This is a genomic window from Streptomyces sp. HP-A2021, from assembly GCF_022807935.1.
GTDB lineage: Bacteria > Actinomycetota > Actinomycetes > Streptomycetales > Streptomycetaceae > Streptomyces > Streptomyces afghaniensis.
Map to the genome: position 1 here is coordinate 5,527,525 of NZ_CP094344.1, position 17,135 is coordinate 5,544,659.

Below are 17,135 nucleotides of genomic sequence, written 5' to 3' on the forward strand. Positions count from 1 at the left end.
CCAGCCACAACGAGCCCGCACCCGAAAGGACTCGCGATGGACACCGAAGACCACGAATCCCTACGAGAGGCCGTCGCCGCGCTCGGCAAGCGCCACGGCCGCACAGCCGACACCACCCAACTCTGGGCCGACGCGGGCAAACTCGGCTATCTAGGCGTCAACCTCCCCGAGGAACACGGAGGCGGCGGCGGAGGCATATCCGAACTCTCCATCGTCCTCGAAGAACTCGGCGCCGCAGGCTGCCCCCTCCTCATGCTGGTCGTCTCACCAGCGATCTGCGGCACGGTGATAGCCCGCTTCGGCACAGCCGCCCAGAAACAACACTGGCTGCCCGCCCTGGCCGACGGCTCCCGCCTCATGGCCTTCGGCATCACGGAACCGGATGCCGGCTCCAACAGCCACCGCATCACGACCACGGCACGAAAAGACGGCGACGACTGGATCCTCACCGGCCGCAAGGTCTTCATCTCCGGCGTCGACCTCGCGGACGCGACCCTCATCGTCGGCCGCACGGAGGACGCCCGCACCGGCCGCCTCAAGCCCTGCCTCTTCATCGTCCCGCGCGACGCACCGGGCTTCACCCGCCGCCCCATCGACATGGAACTCACCGCCGCCGAGAAGCAGTTCGTGCTGACGCTGGACGACGTACGGCTGCCCGCCGACGCGCTCGTCGGCGACGAGGACGCAGGGCTCCTCCAGCTCTTCGCCGGCCTCAACCCCGAGCGCATCATGACGGCCGCCTTCGCGATCGGCATGGGTCGCTACGCCCTCGCGAAGGCCGTCGAGTACGCCCGCGACCGGCAGGTCTGGGACACCCCCATCGGCGCCCACCAGGCGATCGCCCACCCCTTGGCCCAGGCGCACATCGACCTCGAACTCGCGCGCCTGATGATGCAGAAGGCGGCCCGGCTCTACGACGCCGGCGACGACATGGGCGCCGGCGAGGCCGCCAACATGGCGAAGTACGCGGCGGGGGAGGCCTGTGTGAAGGCCGTGGACCAGGCCGTGCACACCCTCGGCGGCAACGGCCTCACCCGCGAGTTCGGTCTGGCCTCGCTGATAACGGCCGCGCGGGTGGCTCGTATTGCCCCGGTGAGCCGGGAGATGATTCTCAACTACGTCTCCCACCAGACCCTGGGCCTGCCCAAGTCGTACTGAGACGGCCCGCGCGCGAGGAGGAACCATGTTCCGCAGCGAGTACGCAGACGTCCCGCCCGTCGAACTTCCCATCCACGACGCCGTCCTGGCCCGGGCCGCGGAGTTCGGCGACATCCCGGCGCTGATCGACGGCACCGACGGCACCACCCTCTCGTACGAGCAGGTGGACCGGTTCCACCGGCGCGTCGCCGCCGCCCTCGCCGAGGCCGGGGTCCGCAAGGGCGACGTCCTCGCCCTGCACAGCCCCAACACCATCGCCTTCCCGACCGCGTTCTACGCCGCCACGCGCGCGGGAGCCACCGTCACCACGGTGCACCCGCTCGCCACGGCCCAGGAGTTCGCCAAGCAGCTGACGGACTGCGCGGCCCGCTGGATCATCACCGTCTCACCGCTGCTGGACATCGCCCGCCGGGCCGCCGAACTCGCGGGCGGCGTACACGAGATCTTCGTGTGCGACAGCGCGACCGGACACCGCTCCCTGATCGACATGCTGGCCTCCGCGGCCCCCGAGCCGCAGGTCGCCATCGACCCCGCGCAGGACGTGGCGGCCCTGCCGTACTCCTCCGGGACGACCGGCACGCCCAAGGGCGTGATGCTCACGCACCGGCAGATCGCCACCAACCTCGCCCAGCTCAACCCTGCGATACCCGCGGGCCCGGGCGACCGTGTCCTGGCGGTGCTGCCCTTCTTCCACATATACGGCCTCACGGCCCTGATGAACGCGCCCCTGAGGCAGGGCGCCACCGTCGTCGTGCTGCCCCGCTTCGACCTGGAGCAGTTCCTCGCGGCCATTCAGAACCACCGCATCACCGCCCTGTACGTGGCCCCGCCGATCGTGCTCGCCCTCGCCAAGCACCCGGCCGTCGCGCAGTACGACCTGTCGTCCCTGAAGTACGTCATCAGCGCCGCCGCCCCCCTGGACGCCCGCCTCGCCTCCGCCTGCTCCGAGCGGCTCGGCCTGCCGCCCGTCGGCCAGGCCTACGGCATGACGGAACTGTCGCCCGGCACGCACGTCGTCCCGCTGGACGCGATGAGCGACGCGCCGCCCGGCACCGTCGGCAAGCTCATCGCCGGCACCGAGATGCGCATCGTCTCCCTCGACGACCCCGGCAAGGACCTCCCCGCCGGCGAGTCCGGCGAGATCCTCATCCGCGGCCCTCAGGTCATGAAGGGCTACCTCGGCCGCCCCGACGCCACCGCCGCGATGATCGACACCGACGGCTGGCTGCACACCGGCGACGTGGGGCACGTGGACACCGACGGCTGGCTGTTCGTCGTCGACCGCGTCAAAGAACTCATCAAGTACAAGGGCTTCCAGGTGGCCCCCGCCGAGCTGGAGGCCCTGCTGCTCACCCACCCGGCCATCGCCGACGCCGCCGTCATCGGCGTGTACGACGACGACGGCAACGAGATCCCGCACGCGTACGTGGTCCGCCGGCCGGACCGCACCGACCTGTCCGAGGCGGAGATCATGATGTACGTCGCCGAGCGCGTGGCCCCCTACAAGCGGATCCGGCACGTCACCTTCATCGACGGCGTCCCCCGGGCGGCCTCCGGCAAGATCCTCCGCCGACAGCTCAGGGAGCGCACATGACCCTGGTCGGCCGGGCACGCGCGCGTGCCGTGGAAACCCTCACCCTCGACTCACCCCACAACCGCAACGCCCTCTCGGCGGCCCTCGTCGGCGAACTGGCCGACGCGCTCACCGACGCCGGCCAGGACACCGGCGTCCGCGCGGTCGTCCTCACCCACACCGGGAACACCTTCAGCGCCGGCGCGGACCTCAAGGACCCGCCGCCCCCCGAAGCGCTGGTCGCACTGTTCCGCCGGATCGTCGAACTGCCCAAGCCGGTCGTCGCCCGGGTCACCGGCCACGTCCGCGCGGGCGGCCTCGGCCTGCTGGCCGCCTGCGACATCGCGGCCGCCGCCACCGAGGCCACCTTCGCCTTCACGGAGGTGCGCATCGGCGTCGCCCCCGCGGTCATCTCCCTGCCGCTGCTGCCGCGCACGGACCCGCGCGCCCTGTCCCGCTACTACCTCACAGGCGAACGCTTCGACGCGGCGGAGGCAGCCCGCACCGGCCTGCTCACCACCCACGCCGACGACGTCGACAAAGCCCTGACCCCCATCCTCGACGGCCTGCGCAAATCAGCCCCCGACGCCCTGGCCGAGACGAAACGGCTGCTCACGGCTAGGGTGCTGGAAGCCTTCGACCGGGACGCGGCCGTCCTGACCGCGCTCTCGGCCCGGCTGTTCTCCTCCCCGCAGGCCCGCGAGGGGATGACGGCCTTCCTCGAACGACGGGATCCGGCATGGGTGGTGTGAGGACATGGGCGGTGTGAGCACGGTCGACCGCGCGGAGAGAGACCGTGCGGAGCGAGTCCCCAAGCAGGACCGCAGCCGGGCCACCCGGCAGCGGCTCCTGGAAGCCGCCGTGTCCTGCCTCGCCGAACACGGCTGGGCGGGATCCACGGTCTCCGTCGTCGCCGAACGCGCAGGCGTCTCCCGCGGCGCCGCCCAGCACCACTTCCCGACCCGCGAGGACCTCTTCACGGCGGCCGTCGAGTACGTCGCCGAGGAACGCTCCACAGCCCTGCGCGCCCTGTTCCCCGAGGGCGCGGCCGGAGACCGGCACGCCGTCGTCGCGGCCCTGGTCGACCTCTACACGGGACCGCTGTTCCGCGCGGCCCTCCACCTCTGGGTGGCCGCCTCCAACGAGGACCAGCTCCGCGCCCGCGTCACCGAACTCGAATCCCGTGTGGGCCGCGAGACCCACCGCATAGCCGTCGACCTGCTGTCCGCCGACGAATCCGTCCCCGGCGTCCGCGAAACCGTCCAGGGCCTCCTCGACATGGCCCGCGGCCTGGGCCTGGCCAACCTCCTCACGGACGACGCGGCGCGCCGGGAACGAGTGGTCGAGCAGTGGGCGGGGTTGCTGGAGGGGGCGCTCGGCAGCGTCAGGGACTGAGCCGCTCCACGCGCCAGCTCCCGTCGGCCCGCTCCACGTACCGCAACCGGTCGTGCAGCCGGTTCTCGCGGCCCTGCCAGAACTCCACCGTCTGCGGGGCCACCCGGAAACCGCCCCAGTGCGGGGGCACGGGGACCTGCTCGCCCTCGGGATAGCGGGCGGCCAGTTCGGCGTACGCGCCGTCGATGTCCGCGCGGGTGGCGATCACCGAGGACTGGGCGCTGGCCCAGGCACCCAGCTGCGATCCGTGCGGCCGGGTCCGGAAGTACGCCGCCGTCTCGTCCCGCCCGGTACGCCGCGCGACCCCGGACACGATGACCTGCCGGGCCATCGGATGCCAGGGGAACAGCAGCGAGACGTACGGGTTCTCCGCCAGGTCACGGGCCTTGCGGGAGTCGTAGTTCGTGTAGAAGACGAAGCCCTGTTCGTCGAAGTGCTTCAGCAGTACCGTGCGGGAGCTGGGGCGGCCCTCGGCGTCGGCCGTCGAGACGATCATGGCGTTCGGCTCGAACAGCCCGCCGTCCGTCGCGGCCTGTTTGAACCAGCGCGCGAACTGCTCGACGGGGGTGGCGGCCAGCTCGTTCTCGGAGAGGCCCTCGGCCCGGTACTGCTTGCGCATCGAGGCCAGGTCGAAGGGGACGGCGTCGCGGTCGGTCACCCGGTCATCTTGCCGTATGGACGGTGTCCTTCGTCACTGCCTGGCACTGAGTGCCGTGAACCCTCCCCAACGGTGGCACTCGGGGATATCGTTTCCGTGCCGTTCCGGTTGGGTGACCGCCAGCCGCACGGGGCATCACAGGGGAGACCGGCCAGGACCGCGAGTCGCCGCACACGACCGTGGATCCACTGGACGGCCGCCCGCTTCGCAAGCTGACTGACACATGGTTCGTTCGTCCCACCCCACATCACACCATCTGTCACTTACATCACGAGGAGCCGCCTGATGTCCGACTTCGTACCCGGGCTCGAGGGAATCGTCGCGTTCGAGACGGAGATCGCCGAACCGGACAAGGAGGGCGGCGCCCTGCGTTATCGGGGCGTCGACATCGAAGACCTCGTCGGCCACGTCTCCTTCGGCAACGTCTGGGGCCTGCTCGTCGACGGCGCCTTCAACCCCGGCCTGCCGCCCGCCGAGCCGTTCCCCATCCCCGTCCACTCCGGCGACATCCGCGTCGACGTGCAGTCGGCCCTGGCCATGCTCGCGCCCGTCTGGGGCCTGAAACCCCTCCTGGACATCGACGCCGAGCAGGCCCGCGCGGACCTGGCCCGGGCAGCCGTCATGGCCCTGTCCTACGTCGCGCAGTCGGCCCGCGGCCAGGGCCTGCCGATGGTCCCGCAGCGCGAGATCGACAAGGCCCACTCCGTCGTCGAGCGCTTCATGATCCGCTGGCGGGGCGAGCCGGACCCCAAGCACGTGGCGGCGGTGGACGCGTACTGGACGAGCGCCGCGGAACACGGCATGAACGCGTCCACGTTCACGGCGAGGGTCATCGCGTCGACCGGCGCGGACGTCGCGGCCGCGCTCTCCGGCGCGGTCGGCGCGATGTCCGGCCCCCTCCACGGCGGTGCCCCCTCCCGCGTCCTCGGCATGATCGAGGAGATCGAACGCACGGGAGACGCCGAGGGCTACGTCAAGAACGCGCTCGACAAGGGCGAACGCCTCATGGGCTTCGGCCACCGCGTCTACCGTGCCGAGGACCCGAGGGCGAGGGTCCTGCGCCGCACGGCCCGCGAACTGGGCGCCCCGCGCTTCGAGGTCGCCGAGGCCCTGGAGAAGGCGGCCCTGGCGGAACTCCACGCCCGCCGCCCCGACCGGGTCCTGGCCACCAACGTCGAGTTCTGGGCAGCCATCGTCCTGGACTTCGCCGAGGTCCCGGCCCACATGTTCACGTCCATGTTCACCTGCGCCCGCACGGCCGGCTGGTCCGCCCACATCCTCGAGCAGAAGCGCACGGGCCGCCTGGTCCGCCCCTCGGCCCGCTACACGGGCCCCGGCTCCCGCGACCCCCGCGAGATCGAGGGCTACGAGGACATCGCCCACTGACCCGAAAGGACCTCACGGCCGTCGCACGGAGTGACTCCGGCTCCGCGCGGCGGCCGTCCGCACGCCTTCACCCGCCGAGCCGATCCAGCTCCGCACCGATCGCCTCCCGCAGCCCGTCGTGCTGCGGCCCGAGCGCATACCGCGCCTCGCTCCACCTCTCGCGCGGATAGAGCCACACAGGCAGCTTCATCAGATCCGCCGGCTCCCAGCCGTATCGCGGCCACACATGGGCGTGCAGCGTCGCGTAGGAGTTCCCGAGAATCTCCAGATTGACCCGCCGAAAGCCCGCATCCACCCGGCGGCAGGCCCGCTCGACGGCCTCGCCCAGCCGCTCCATGTCCCCCAGAAACGCCAGCCGCCTGCTCCGCGGCAAATCCGACAGCCGCTCCACCGCGGGATCGTCCGTCAGCAGCACCGAATAGCCGGGCAGGAACTGCACATCGCCGATCGCCGCGAACCCGGCGCCCAGCCTCCGCATCACGGCCGGATTCTCACCCCGCAACGCACTGCCGACGCGGTCCTCGCGCCATCCGCCCTCCACGACCACCCCCGAAAACGCAGACGACCCGCGAGCCTGGTCCTCCAAAGGAGGAGCCGGCCGGACGTACCGGCGACTCGCGGGTCGGGTGACTGCTGGAGATTGGGCCGGCTGCACGCTTCTTTCACGTGCTGGTCCGGCACCGCACTGTGTGTGGTGTCGGGCCGCTAGCCCGCAGCCACCTCACGCGTCCGGTTCTCATACATCTGCCGAACCACCTCCCTTCTCGTGTACCTGGAACCCTAAGAAACCATCGGGCCTCGGATCAACCGTTTTTTTGAGACCTTGACCCCATGACGCAGCGACAGGCGATTCTCAGCGGTTCGGTGTTCGAGGAGCGGATCGGGTACGCCCGGGCCGTGGTGGACGGGGACTGGGTGCATGTGTCGGGGACGACCGGGTTCGACTACACGGACATGACGATCTCCGACGACGTCGTGGAGCAGGCCGAGCAGTGTCTGCGCAACATAGGCGCCGCGCTGGAGAAGGCGGGGTGTTCGTTCGCGGACGTCGTGCGGGTGCGGTACCTGCTGCCGGAGCGGGAGGACTTCGAACCGTGCTGGCCGGTGCTGCGGAAGTGCTTCGGTGAGGTGCGGCCGGCCGCGACGATGATGATGTGCGGGCTGGCGGACCCCCGGATGAAGATCGAGATCGAGGTGTACGCACGCCGCGGGAGTGGTACTGGGGGTGTGGCGTTGATCGACTGAGTCCGCGGCAGGCCGCCCTCAGGGCGTTGACGTGGGGATCGCCGCCGTACAACGATTCCTTCAATGTTGTGGGAACTCGGTGTGCGCTGGGTCACGTTCCAGTTGAATGATTGCAAGTAGCGAACCGACGTGCCGTACGTGCGGACGCAGCCTGCAGGGGGTCCAGGTGAGTGCTTCCCGGCGTAGTGGGACCACCGACGAGCTGGGGCCGGACGAGCCCGAGCCCGAGCGGGACGGTTCGGACGGCTCTGATCTGCTCGCCGCGCTGCTGGACGGTATGGACGCGGCGCTGTGTGCCTTCGACGCCGACGGGGTCGTGACGCACTGGAACCGCGAGGCCGAGCGGATCCTGGGATGGACCGCGGACGAGGCCGTGGGGCGGCAGGGCCTCGCCGGGTGGGCCGTGCGCAGCGCGGACGCCGAGGAGGTCGAGGCGCGGCTGCTGTCCGCCATGCACGCGCCGGGGCGCCAGGTCCACGAGTTCGCGCTGCTGACGAAGGACGGCGGGCGGGTGCTCGTGCGGATGCAGTCGGCGGCCGTGCGGGGACCTGACGGGAAGCCCGCGGGTGTGTACTGCGCCTTCAGCGAGGTGCACGCGCAGATCGATCTGGAGCGGTCGATCGCGCTCAGCGAGGCGCTGTTCGAGGACGCCAGCTGGGGTGTCGTGCTCGTGGACGTCGACCTGCGGCCCGCCGTGGTGAACGCGCACGCGGCCCGGGCCCTTGGCAAGGGGCGTACGTCCGTGCTCGGGCGGCCGCTCGGGGAACTGCTCGCGCAGGGCGTGGAGGAGCTGGAGAGCGCGCTTCAGCACGTGCTGGCCGAGGGCGCGCCGCCCGCTCCCGCCGAGGTGTGGGTGACGGTGCGCACGCCCGACGGGGAGCGCCGGCGCTGCTGGCGCAGCGGTTTCCTGCGGCTGGCCTCGCCACTCGCGGAGGAGCCGGTTCCGCTGGGTGTGGGCTGGCTGTTCCAGGACGTGACGGAGGCCAAGCAGAGCGAGCAGGAGGCGTCGCTGCTGCGGTTCCGCACGCAGCAGCTGCACCGGGCCTCGCGGGCCGCCGCCGAGTGCGAGGACCCGGCGGAGGCCGCGACGATCCACCTGGACTTCGCCCTGGCCGGTTTCGCCGACCACGCGCTGATCGACCGGGTGGCCGGCGGCGCGCTCACCGACGCGGAGACCGAGGGGCCGGTACGGCTGGTGCGGGTCGCCGCGACGCCCTCCGGCGCGCCGGGTCCCAGCAAGCTCGCCGACCGCGCGGGCCTGCCGGTGCGGTACGCCGAGGGGCATCCGGCCCTGCAGTGCGTGGAGCGGGTCGGCGCGCTGCGGGCGAGTGCGGGCACCGTCCCGCCCGAGCGGGCCCGGGAGTGGGCGCTGGCCCGCCAGTGGCCGCCGGACGCCGTGCACGCCCTGTGCGCGGTGCTGCGCAGCCGGGGGCGGACGCTGGGCGTCGTGACGTTCCTGCGGGGCGCTGGGCGCAGCGCCTTCGAGCGGTCCGACGCGATGTACGCGGAGGACGTGGCGATACGGATCGCCGCGGCGCTGGATCTCGCGGGGCTGTCGGACGAGGAGTGAGCGGCTGTCAGTGCCGGTAGAAGATCCGGTCCCGGTACCGCTCCATCACCCGCGCGTTCCAGTCGTGGCCCCCGTCGACGTTCCCGGAGCGCAGGAGCGGGGGCTCGACGCCGCGGTCGGCGAGCGTGGCGGCCGTCGTCGCCATGACGGCCTGGAGGAGGGCCGAGGTGACGACCGTGGAGGCGGGGGCGAAGGGGGCGGGCACGTCGTCGTGGGTGAGTTCCGCGTCGCCGACCGCGATCTTCGAGTCTAGGACGAGATCGCAGTGGTCCTTGAGGTACGTCCCCGAGGCGTGCCGCGACTTCGTCTCCGAGGCGTACGCCACGGACGTCACGCCGATGACGCGCACGCCCAGGGCGCGCGCGTGCAGGGCCATCTCCACGGGAAGGGCGTTGCGCCCCGAGAGGGAGATGATCAGCAGGGCGTCGCCCGCGCGGAGCGGGGAGCTGTCCAGGACGGCGCTCGCGAGGCCGTCGACGCGTTCGAGGGCGGAGCCGAGCGGCGCGGGCATGACGTCGACGCCGACGACACCCGGCACGGCGAGCAGGTTCATCAGGGCGAGACCGCCGGCGCGGTAGACGAGGTCCTGCGCGGCGAGCGAGGAGTGCCCGGCGCCGAAGGCGAAGAGCCGGCCGCCGTTCTCGACGGTGTCGGCGAGGAGCGTCCCGGCCGCCGCGATGCTGTCGGCCTCCTCGTCGCGGACCCGCCGCAGCAGGCCGATCGCCGCGTCGAGGAACTGGCCGGCCGGCGCGCGGTCGCTCATACGGGGTCCCCTTCAGGCTGGCCTCGGGTGCGTGTCGCGCATCACGGTGCGGTCTGGACCAGTGCGGTGTCAATACGGCCGTGAAATGCTCGGCAGGGCCGTGAGAGCGCTCCGCAGGGCTGTGGAAGGCTCCGGTGTACCCCGCCGCGGGCCCGGATAACCTCCGCTTTCCCTCCCGCGGCACGGTTGTCGGTGGTATCCGGCAGAATTGGGTGCAGGGCCAGCGCACACGCCGGTGAGCCGTCCAGCCTCCGGCAGATCTCATTCGAGGGGCACGTATGTCCGGACTGATCGACACCACGGAGATGTATCTCCGCACCATCCTCGAGCTGGAGGAAGAGGGTGTGGTCCCCATGCGCGCCCGTATCGCCGAGCGGCTGGACCAGAGCGGGCCGACGGTCAGCCAGACCGTGGCGCGGATGGAGCGCGACGGCCTGGTGTCCGTCGCCAGCGACCGGCACCTGGAGCTCACCGACGAGGGCCGCCGTCTCGCCACGCGCGTGATGCGCAAGCACCGCCTCGCCGAGTGTCTGCTCGTCGACGTGATCGGTCTGGAGTGGGAGCAGGTCCACGCCGAGGCGTGCCGCTGGGAGCATGTGATGAGCGAAGCCGTGGAGCGCCGCGTCCTGGAGCTGCTGCGGCACCCGACGGAGTCGCCGTACGGCAACCCGATCCCGGGCCTGGAGGAGCTCGGCGAGAAGGACGGCGCCGACCCGTTCCTGGACGAGGGCATGGTGTCGCTGGCCAGCCTCGCCCCGGGCGCCGAGGGCAAGACGGTCGTGGTGCGCCGGATCGGCGAGCCGATCCAGACGGACGCGCAGCTGATGTACACGCTGCGGCGCGCCGGCGTGCAGCCCGGCTCGGTGGTGAGCGTGACGGAGTCGGCGGGCGGTGTCCTGGTCGGCAGCGGTGGCGAGGCGGCCGAGCTGGAGTCGGATGTCGCCTCCCACGTGTTCGTCGCCAAGCCCTGAGCCCGGCCCGGATCCTGGTCCGGGGTGGTCGCAACTCCCGTTGTGCGTGGGGTGGTTGTGGCGTTGGCGTGATCCCGTCGGATCCAGGATTCAGTCCGTCGAATGGCAGCGCTCGCCCGTTTCCCGTGCGACGCTGTCGCGTGAGGCATATGACCTGAGGGCTCTTGGCCGCGGCTCGACAGCGATGTCGCCCGGCCGGGGAGGGGGCGCAAGGATGTGCCGTGGAGAAGTGGAGGGCCCCGGCGCCGTGTGGCGCCGGGGCCTGTCCTCCCCTGTGCTGACCCGGAGCCCCGAGCTCTCAGGGTCATTCCCCTCGGACCGGTTTCCCCGAGCGGTCCGCCTCCCGCTGAAGATCTCCCCTCGGTCGAGGCGATCAATCCCTGAGGGTGGTCACTCGAACGAGGGGTGTTGCCCGCGAGAACGGCCTCCTCGAATGGCCATTCGATAATCTGCGGGTGACGTACCGACCGGAACGTGCGCTACAGGGATGTGCGCTCCGACAGGAACCACAAGGAACGGCAACAGGCACAGCAGGCAGAACACGGTTCACAGGACCGACCGGCCCGATACGGCCACGGTCCGCGCGAAGCTTGGGGGGTGCCAGGACATGGCGCGACGCATCGACGTGACCGGGACGGGCGGCGTACGCCTCGCGGCCTGGGAGTTCGGCGACCCGCCCAAGACCGATCCAGCCGGGTCCGGTCCGGCCGGATCCGACCCGGCGCGGGACGGTTCGGACGGCTCCCCGGGCGTGCTGTTACTGCACGGCCTCATGGGCCGCGCCTCCCACTGGGCGTCCACCGCCCGCTGGCTCTCCGGCCGGTACCGGGCGGTCGCCCTCGACCAGCGCGGCCACGGCCGCAGCGACAAGCCCCCGAAGGGCTCCTTCACCCGTGACGCCTACGTCGACGACGCCGAGGCCGCTCTCGAACAGCTCGGCCTCGCCCCCGTCGTCCTCATCGGGCACGCCATGGGCGCGCTGACCGCCTGGCAGCTCGCCGCCAAGCGCCCCGATCTGGTCCGTGGCCTGATCATCTGCGACATGCGGGCCTCCGCGCTCGGTGCCGCGTCGCAGCGCGAGTGGGACCAGTGGTTCAAGTCCTGGCCGCTGCCGTTCGCCACGCTCGCCGACGTCCGCAAGTGGTTCGGCGAGGACGACCCCTGGGTGGAGCGGCCCAACCCGGCCCGCGGCGAGTTCTACGCCGAGGTGATGGCCGAGTCCCCGGACGGCTGGCGTCCGGTCTTCGACCCGGAGCAGATGCTCCGCTCCCGCGAGACATGGGTGTACGACGCGCACTGGGAGGAGCTGGCCCAGGTCCGGTGCCCCGCCCTGGTGGTGCGTGGCCTGGACGGCGAGCTGGGCCGGGCCGAGGCCCAGGAGATGGTCCGCGTCCTGCCCCGCGGCCAGTACGCGGAGGTCGCCGACGCCGGCCACCTGGTTCACTACGACCAGCCGGAGGCCTGGCGTGCGGCGATCGAACCGTTCCTGGACGCCCTGAGCACCGACTGAGGGACCCCTGAGGCCCCCACGCTCACCCCTTGCTGACCGCCGTCAGGATCTCCGGCAGCCGCCGGGCCGTCTGCGGAGCGGCGAGCCGCAGTCCCGCCGCCGTGAGCGCCGCCGCGTACCCCGCGCCCACCGGCAGCAGCAGCCACGTCCAGTCGTCGCCGTCGGCGCTCACGTTCAGCCAGATCGTGAGCGCGATGACGGGCGCGCACAGCAGGGCGGCGGCGATCATCCCGCCGAAGATGGAGATCCAGGCGAGCCCGGTCTGCCCGGGGGCGACGTTCTTGTAGCCCTCCTGCGGGATGGAGTAGGGGAAGCGGGCCGACGTCCACGCCCCGGTCGCGAGCATCGCGCCGAGCAGCGCGAAGGACAGCCCCAGCGCCTCGGGCAGCCGCCGCCAGTCGCCGAGCATGGCGGTCGTCACCACCGTGACGAGCGTGGCGTACGGCAGGGTGATCAGCAGCAGGGCCAGGGCGCGGGCACGCAGCTCGACGTAGGCGTCGCGGGTCGACGAGATCGTCATCGCGACCATCCAGAACGCCGAGGTGTCCTGCCCGAACTGGTTGTACATCTGGATGCCGAGCATCCCGGCGGCGAAGCAGGCGAAGTACACGGACCCGGTGCCCTGCCAGGCGTTGAACACCGGCACGATCAACCCGATGGCCAGCGACGTCACCCAGGCCGCCTTGGTCTTGGGGTCGCGCCACACGTACCGCAGGCTGCGCTCCATGACCGTCCCCGTACGGCCCGCGGGCAGCAGCCGCCCGAGCCCGGTGGACGTCCGCTCGCGGGCGGCCGACTCGGCGGCCGGCAGCGTCGACCCGTCCGGCGAGGTCATCAACCGGGTCAGATGCCGTGACCACACGGCCAGCAGCGCGGCCAGCGCGCCCGCCGTCAGCGCCAGCTGCGCGAGGGCGAGGCCGTACGATCCCTCGCCCACCGCGTGCACGGCCCCGATGGCCGACGCGGGCGGCACCCACTGGAGGACGTCCGCCGCCGGGTCGAGCTCGCCCAGCCCGGACGCCCCGAGCCGCTGCGCACCGAAGTTGACGACCTGCGCCCCGATCGCGATGACGAGCCCGCTCAGCACCGCGAGATCCCGCCCCTTGCGGCTGGTCAGCAGCCGGACGTTGGCGGCGGCGACGGCCCGCGCGAGGGCCACGCACACCAGCAGCGCCAGGACGACCGCGACCACGCCCACCACGAACGCCGCCCCGCCCCGGGCCACCGCGACCACGGAACCGACCAGCAGGCACAGCGTGAACAGCGGCCCGATGCCGACCAGCGACGCCACGAGCAGCGCCCGCACCAGCGGCCGGGGCCGCAGCGGCAGCATCACCAGCCGGGTCGGGTCCAGCGTCTCGTCACCGCTGGGGAAGAACAGCGGCATCACCGCCCAGCCGAGCCCCAGCACCGCCGCCGCCAGCACGACCAGCGACTCGACGTGCGCGTGCCCGCGCAGCGCGATCAGCCCGATCAGTTGCAGCGCCGCGAACAACAGGGCACAGACGGCCGACGCGATGTAAGCGGCCTTCCGCCCACCGGACTGCCGGAGTCCGTTGCGCAGCAGCGACAGCTTCAGCCGTACGAAGGTGGAGGTGATCGTGGAGTCGCTCACCGGGACCCGCCGCCCAGCCAGTCGAGATCGGACCCGGCGTCCCGGCTCTGCGCCCCGACGAGCTCCAGGAACGCCCGCTGCAACGAGGGCGCGTCACCCCGCACCTCCGCCAGCGTCCCGTGCGCGCGGATCCGCCCGGCGGCCATGACGGCCACCCAGTCGCACAGCGACTCGACGAGTTCCATGACGTGGGAAGAGAACACGACCGTGGCGCCCGAGGCGGTGTACCGCTCCAGGACGCCCCGGATGGTCTGGGCGGAGACGGGATCGACGCCCTCGAACGGCTCGTCCAGGAACAGCACTTCGGGATTGTGGAGGAGAGCGGTGGCGAGCCCGATCTTCTTGCGCATGCCGGTCGAGTAGTCGACGACGAGCTTGTGCTGGGCGCCCCCCAGATCGAGGACGTCCAGGAGCTGCGTGGCCCGCTTGTCGACCTCGGCACCGGGCAGTCCGCGCAACCGCCCGGTGTACGCCAGCAGTTCCCGTCCCGACAGCCGCTCGAACAGCCGCAGCCCCTCCGGCAGCACCCCGATCCGCGCCTTCACCTCGACGGGGTCCCGCCACACGTCGTGCCCGACCACCTCGACGGTCCCGTGGTCGGGCCTGAGCAGCCCGGTCACCATCGAGAGCGTGGTGGTCTTCCCGGCCCCGTTCGGCCCGACCAGTCCGATGAACTTGCCCGCGGGCAGCTCCAGATCGACCCCGGCAACAGCGACCTGCTGCCCGAACCGCTTCCAGAGCCCCTGCACACGCACAGCGCTGGATCCCACCGCATCTCCCTCCGTCACCTTGAACCCTACGGTGGCTTTCCAGGGGCGCGGGGAACTGCGCGAACAACCACAACCGACCCGCAGCCGCCGATCAACGGCAACCACGCAGACGTTCAGGCGCTACCGATCCCGACCGCACGCATAGGCAAGCGGCGAGATCAACTCCTCCGCATCCGGCAGCCACCGATTCGCAGGCGTGGGCCGGCAGGCCCACTGCACAGCCCCCCGAGACCCGAACCGCGTGGGCGGGGCAGCCACATACGCGCCCTCACCCAGCACGGCCAGATCCAGCGACGACAACGACCACCCCAGCTTCCGCACCAGATCAGGCACCTTCACCGACGCCCCCGGCAGCACGAAGAACTCCATCCGCCGATCCGGCGTGAGCGTCACCGGCCCCAGCGTGAGCTCCATCCGCTCCATCCGCGCCAGCGCGAGGAACCCGGCCGTCTCCGGCACGGAGATCGCGTCGAACGTCCGCCCCGTCGGCAGCAGGATCGACGCCGTCGGCTGCTTCTGCCACATCCGCCGCGCGACGGTCGCGCTGCCCGTCGCCTGCGACTCCCAGTCCGGGCGCGCCGGGTGCGACCCGGGTGCCGGGCACGCGGCGTCACCGCAGGAGCAGCGCTGAGCACCGTCGGCGGCTTCCAGCCAGGTGCCGGGGAACACGTCCCAGTGGCGCTCCTCGGCGTAGCGGACAGCGGTCTCCAGCAGCGATTCCCCGCGCTGCTTCGGGATCTGAGCGGCTTCGGTGCCGGCGATCGTCTCTTCCACGATGAACACAACTCTGGTCGTCACCAGGGGTTACGCCCGCCCGCGTGCGCGGGGAGGAGCATCGCCCCCGGCGTCGGGGCGCATGGGTGCATGTGCGGGGGCGCGCAGGAGGATCCGTGGCCGGAGCTGGGTAGCCACGAGGGGGGCCGGCAACAGCCGTTACCCCGGCAATCCTCACATGCCTCGCATTTTCGCCTGGTCGGCGGGGCATTGATCTTCACGGCCGGATCTTTTCGCCGGGACGCGAGGGACCCCGGCCGCGGAAGACACGTCAACTCGGTGCGTGGGCAGGCACCGCAGCCACAGGGGGTACGCCATGGCCGCAAGGCCGCTCGTCGCCAGGCAGCCGAACGAACGGCTCCAGGCGCTCATCCAGGAAGCCGGATGCTCCAACGCGGGCCTCGCCCGCCGGGTCAACATGTGCGGTGCGGAGCACGGCCTCGATCTGCGCTACGACAAGACGTCGGTGGCGCGCTGGCTGCGCGGGCAGCAGCCGCGGGGACGGGCCCCGGCGATCATCGCCGAGGCGCTCGGCCGCAAGCTCGGCCGTACGGTCACGATCGACGAGATCGGCATGGCCAACGGCAAGAACCTCGCCTCGGGGGTGGGTCTCCAGTTCTCGCCGACGGTACTGGGGGCCATCGAGCAGGTCTGCGAGCTGTGGCGCAGCGACGTGGGGCGGCGGGACTTCCTGTCCGGCGCCTCCGTCGCCGCGTCCGCGCTGGTCGAGCCCAGCCGTGACTGGCTGATCTCCGCACCCGACGGCCAGGTGGCGCGCTCGGCCGGGCCGCGGGTCGGGCAGTCCGACGTGCAGGCGGTGCGGGCCATGACGCAGGCGCTGGTGGACCTCGACCACCAGTACGGCAGCGGGCATGTGCGGCCGGTCGTCGTGCACTACCTCAACAGCGTCGTCTCGGGGCTGCTGGCGGGGTCGTACCGGGAGGCGGTCGGGCGGGACCTGTTCGCCGCGGTGGCCCGGCTGACCGAACTCGCCGGGTACATGGCCGTGGACACCGGGCAGCCCGGTCTGGCCCAGCGCTACTACATCCAGGCCCTGCGGCTCGCCCAGGCGGCCGGGGACCGCGGCTACGGCGGTTATGTGCTCGCCGCTTCCATGAGCCATCTCGCCGCGCAGCTCGGGAACCCGCGGGAGATCGCGCAGTTGGCGCGGGCGGCGCAAGAGGGGGCGCGGGGGCGCGTGACGCCGCGTGCGGAGTCGATGTTCCTTGCGGCGGAGGCGCGCGGGCACGCCCTGATGGGCGACGCGCGCGCCGCCCAGTCCTGCGCCGGGCGCGCGGTGAGCGCCCTGGAGGTGGCCGACCCGGCCGCCGGGGACGACCCGGCGTGGATCGCGCACTTCGACGAGGCCTATCTCGCCGACGAATTGGCTCACTGCCACCGGGATCTGGGGCAGGCCGAGGCGGCGGCGCGGTGCGCGCAGGAGTCGCTGGCCGGGCATCCCGAGACGCGGGCCCGCCGCCGGGCCATCGGTTATGTGCTGTTGGCCACGGCCCAGGTGCAGCAGCGCGAGATCGAAGAGGCGTGCAGTACGGGCATGAAGGCCGTCGAAATGCTGGAGGGGCTGCGCTCCAACCGGGGTGCCGAGTACCTGGAGGACTTCCAGCAGCGGCTGGAGCCGTACCGGGAGGAGGCGGTGGTCAGGGAGTTCGGGGCGCGGCTGGACCTTCAGGCGGCGGCGTGACGAGTTGTGACCCGGTTTTGTTACCGCGCTCACAGGGCAGGAGGT

At 71.8% G+C, this 17,135-nt stretch carries 16 protein-coding genes; 10 read left to right on the top strand and 6 right to left on the bottom strand.

The features are described 5' to 3' along the window. Positions 1–36: 36 nt before the first annotated feature. Genes MQE23_RS25055 through MQE23_RS25070 form a run of 4 tightly spaced genes read left to right on the top strand, consistent with a single transcriptional unit; the run spans position 37 to position 4,126 of the window. Positions 37–1,158 (top strand): acyl-CoA dehydrogenase family protein, encoded by a 1,122-nt coding sequence (locus MQE23_RS25055; protein WP_243380351.1) that lies wholly within the window; start codon positions 37–39, stop codon positions 1,156–1,158. 25 nt (positions 1,159–1,183) lie between these two features. Further along, entirely contained in the window at positions 1,184–2,752 is a 1,569-nt protein-coding gene (locus MQE23_RS25060; protein WP_243380352.1) for a 4-coumarate--CoA ligase family protein, read from the top strand. Next, a complete protein-coding gene (locus tag MQE23_RS25065) occupies positions 2,749–3,483 on the top strand; it encodes an enoyl-CoA hydratase family protein (protein ID WP_020276337.1) in 735 nt (244 codons plus the stop codon). The genes MQE23_RS25060 and MQE23_RS25065 overlap by 4 nt, the downstream gene beginning before the upstream one ends. A 4-nt stretch (positions 3,484–3,487) precedes the next feature. After that, positions 3,488–4,126: a TetR/AcrR family transcriptional regulator gene (locus MQE23_RS25070; RefSeq protein WP_243380353.1), complete on the top strand. Its 639-nt coding sequence runs from the start codon at positions 3,488–3,490 to the stop codon at positions 4,124–4,126. On the opposite strand, the gene pdxH is transcribed toward MQE23_RS25070, so the two are convergent. After that, entirely contained in the window at positions 4,116–4,784 is a 669-nt protein-coding gene (gene pdxH / locus MQE23_RS25075; RefSeq protein WP_020276335.1) for a pyridoxamine 5'-phosphate oxidase, read from the bottom strand. The two genes, MQE23_RS25070 and pdxH, sit on opposite strands and share 11 nt — an antisense overlap. A gap of 285 nt (positions 4,785–5,069) precedes the next feature. Here pdxH and MQE23_RS25080 point away from each other — a divergent pair, with 285 nt between their 5' ends. After that, positions 5,070–6,170: a citrate synthase 2 gene (locus MQE23_RS25080; protein ID WP_020276334.1), complete on the top strand. Its 1,101-nt coding sequence runs from the start codon at positions 5,070–5,072 to the stop codon at positions 6,168–6,170. A 67-nt stretch (positions 6,171–6,237) separates the two neighbouring features. Here MQE23_RS25080 and MQE23_RS25085 read toward each other — a convergent pair whose 3' ends face one another. After that, positions 6,238–6,711 carry a diadenosine tetraphosphate hydrolase gene (locus MQE23_RS25085; protein WP_243382744.1) on the bottom strand — a complete coding sequence of 158 codons (474 nt, stop codon included), beginning with the start codon at positions 6,709–6,711 and terminating at the stop codon, positions 6,238–6,240. A gap of 290 nt (positions 6,712–7,001) precedes the next feature. Here MQE23_RS25085 and MQE23_RS25090 point away from each other — a divergent pair, with 290 nt between their 5' ends. Together MQE23_RS25090 and MQE23_RS25095 are read left to right on the top strand one after the other, a co-directional pair. Then, positions 7,002–7,415: a RidA family protein gene (locus MQE23_RS25090; protein WP_020276332.1), complete on the top strand. Its 414-nt coding sequence runs from the start codon at positions 7,002–7,004 to the stop codon at positions 7,413–7,415. Between the two features lie 166 nt (positions 7,416–7,581). Continuing rightward, on the top strand, positions 7,582–8,985 hold the full coding sequence (locus MQE23_RS25095) for a PAS domain-containing protein (protein WP_243380354.1): 1,404 nt from the start codon (positions 7,582–7,584) through the stop codon (positions 8,983–8,985). Between the two features lie 7 nt (positions 8,986–8,992). Here the strand turns inward: MQE23_RS25095 and MQE23_RS25100 are convergent, their stop codons facing one another. Then, positions 8,993–9,748: an SIS domain-containing protein gene (locus tag MQE23_RS25100; protein WP_020276330.1), complete on the bottom strand. Its 756-nt coding sequence runs from the start codon at positions 9,746–9,748 to the stop codon at positions 8,993–8,995. A 278-nt stretch (positions 9,749–10,026) separates the two neighbouring features. Between MQE23_RS25100 and MQE23_RS25105 the strand changes: the two genes are divergently transcribed. Then, positions 10,027–10,719, top strand: a complete 693-nt coding sequence (locus MQE23_RS25105) for a metal-dependent transcriptional regulator (RefSeq protein WP_020276329.1) — start codon at positions 10,027–10,029, stop codon at positions 10,717–10,719. Positions 10,720–11,326: 607 nt separating this feature from the next. Further along, complete coding sequence (locus MQE23_RS25110) at positions 11,327–12,229, top strand: alpha/beta hydrolase (protein WP_020276328.1); 903 nt, start codon at positions 11,327–11,329, stop codon at positions 12,227–12,229. Positions 12,230–12,251: 22 nt separating this feature from the next. Here the strand turns inward: MQE23_RS25110 and MQE23_RS25115 are convergent, their stop codons facing one another. The 3 genes from MQE23_RS25115 to MQE23_RS25125 all read right to left on the bottom strand — a co-directional run bounded on the left by MQE23_RS25115 (position 12,252) and on the right by MQE23_RS25125 (position 15,397). Further along, positions 12,252–13,844 carry a hypothetical protein gene (locus MQE23_RS25115; protein WP_020276327.1) on the bottom strand — a complete coding sequence of 531 codons (1,593 nt, stop codon included), beginning with the start codon at positions 13,842–13,844 and terminating at the stop codon, positions 12,252–12,254. Beyond that, positions 13,841–14,632 (bottom strand): ABC transporter ATP-binding protein, encoded by a 792-nt coding sequence (locus tag MQE23_RS25120; RefSeq protein ID WP_037672731.1) that lies wholly within the window; start codon positions 14,630–14,632, stop codon positions 13,841–13,843. The genes MQE23_RS25115 and MQE23_RS25120 overlap by 4 nt, the downstream gene beginning before the upstream one ends. Before the next feature lie 102 nt (positions 14,633–14,734). Continuing rightward, on the bottom strand, positions 14,735–15,397 hold the full coding sequence (locus tag MQE23_RS25125; RefSeq protein WP_020276325.1) for a bifunctional DNA primase/polymerase: 663 nt from the start codon (positions 15,395–15,397) through the stop codon (positions 14,735–14,737). 307 nt (positions 15,398–15,704) lie between these two features. On the opposite strand from MQE23_RS25125, the gene MQE23_RS25130 reads away from it, so the two are divergent. Then, positions 15,705–17,090, top strand: a complete 1,386-nt coding sequence (locus MQE23_RS25130; RefSeq protein ID WP_020276324.1) for a hypothetical protein — start codon at positions 15,705–15,707, stop codon at positions 17,088–17,090. The last annotated feature ends 45 nt before the right edge of the window (positions 17,091–17,135 follow it).

What these genes read in the sequence shown, in the direction of transcription:
- MQE23_RS25070 (WP_243380353.1), top strand. Translation starts at nt 3,488, where the DNA reads ATGGGCGGTGTGAGCACGGTCGACCGCGCGGAGAGAGACCGTGCGGAG.
- MQE23_RS25055 (WP_243380351.1), top strand. Translation starts at nt 37, where the DNA reads ATGGACACCGAAGACCACGAATCCCTACGAGAGGCCGTCGCCGCGCTC.
- MQE23_RS25105 (WP_020276329.1), top strand. Translation starts at nt 10,027, where the DNA reads ATGTCCGGACTGATCGACACCACGGAGATGTATCTCCGCACCATCCTC.
- MQE23_RS25130 (WP_020276324.1), top strand. Translation starts at nt 15,705, where the DNA reads ATGGCCGCAAGGCCGCTCGTCGCCAGGCAGCCGAACGAACGGCTCCAG.
- MQE23_RS25100 (WP_020276330.1), bottom strand. Translation starts at nt 9,748, where the DNA reads ATGAGCGACCGCGCGCCGGCCGGCCAGTTCCTCGACGCGGCGATCGGC.
- MQE23_RS25060 (WP_243380352.1), top strand. Translation starts at nt 1,184, where the DNA reads ATGTTCCGCAGCGAGTACGCAGACGTCCCGCCCGTCGAACTTCCCATC.
- MQE23_RS25080 (WP_020276334.1), top strand. Translation starts at nt 5,070, where the DNA reads ATGTCCGACTTCGTACCCGGGCTCGAGGGAATCGTCGCGTTCGAGACG.
- MQE23_RS25065 (WP_020276337.1), top strand. Translation starts at nt 2,749, where the DNA reads ATGACCCTGGTCGGCCGGGCACGCGCGCGTGCCGTGGAAACCCTCACC.
- MQE23_RS25110 (WP_020276328.1), top strand. Translation starts at nt 11,327, where the DNA reads ATGGCGCGACGCATCGACGTGACCGGGACGGGCGGCGTACGCCTCGCG.
- MQE23_RS25090 (WP_020276332.1), top strand. Translation starts at nt 7,002, where the DNA reads ATGACGCAGCGACAGGCGATTCTCAGCGGTTCGGTGTTCGAGGAGCGG.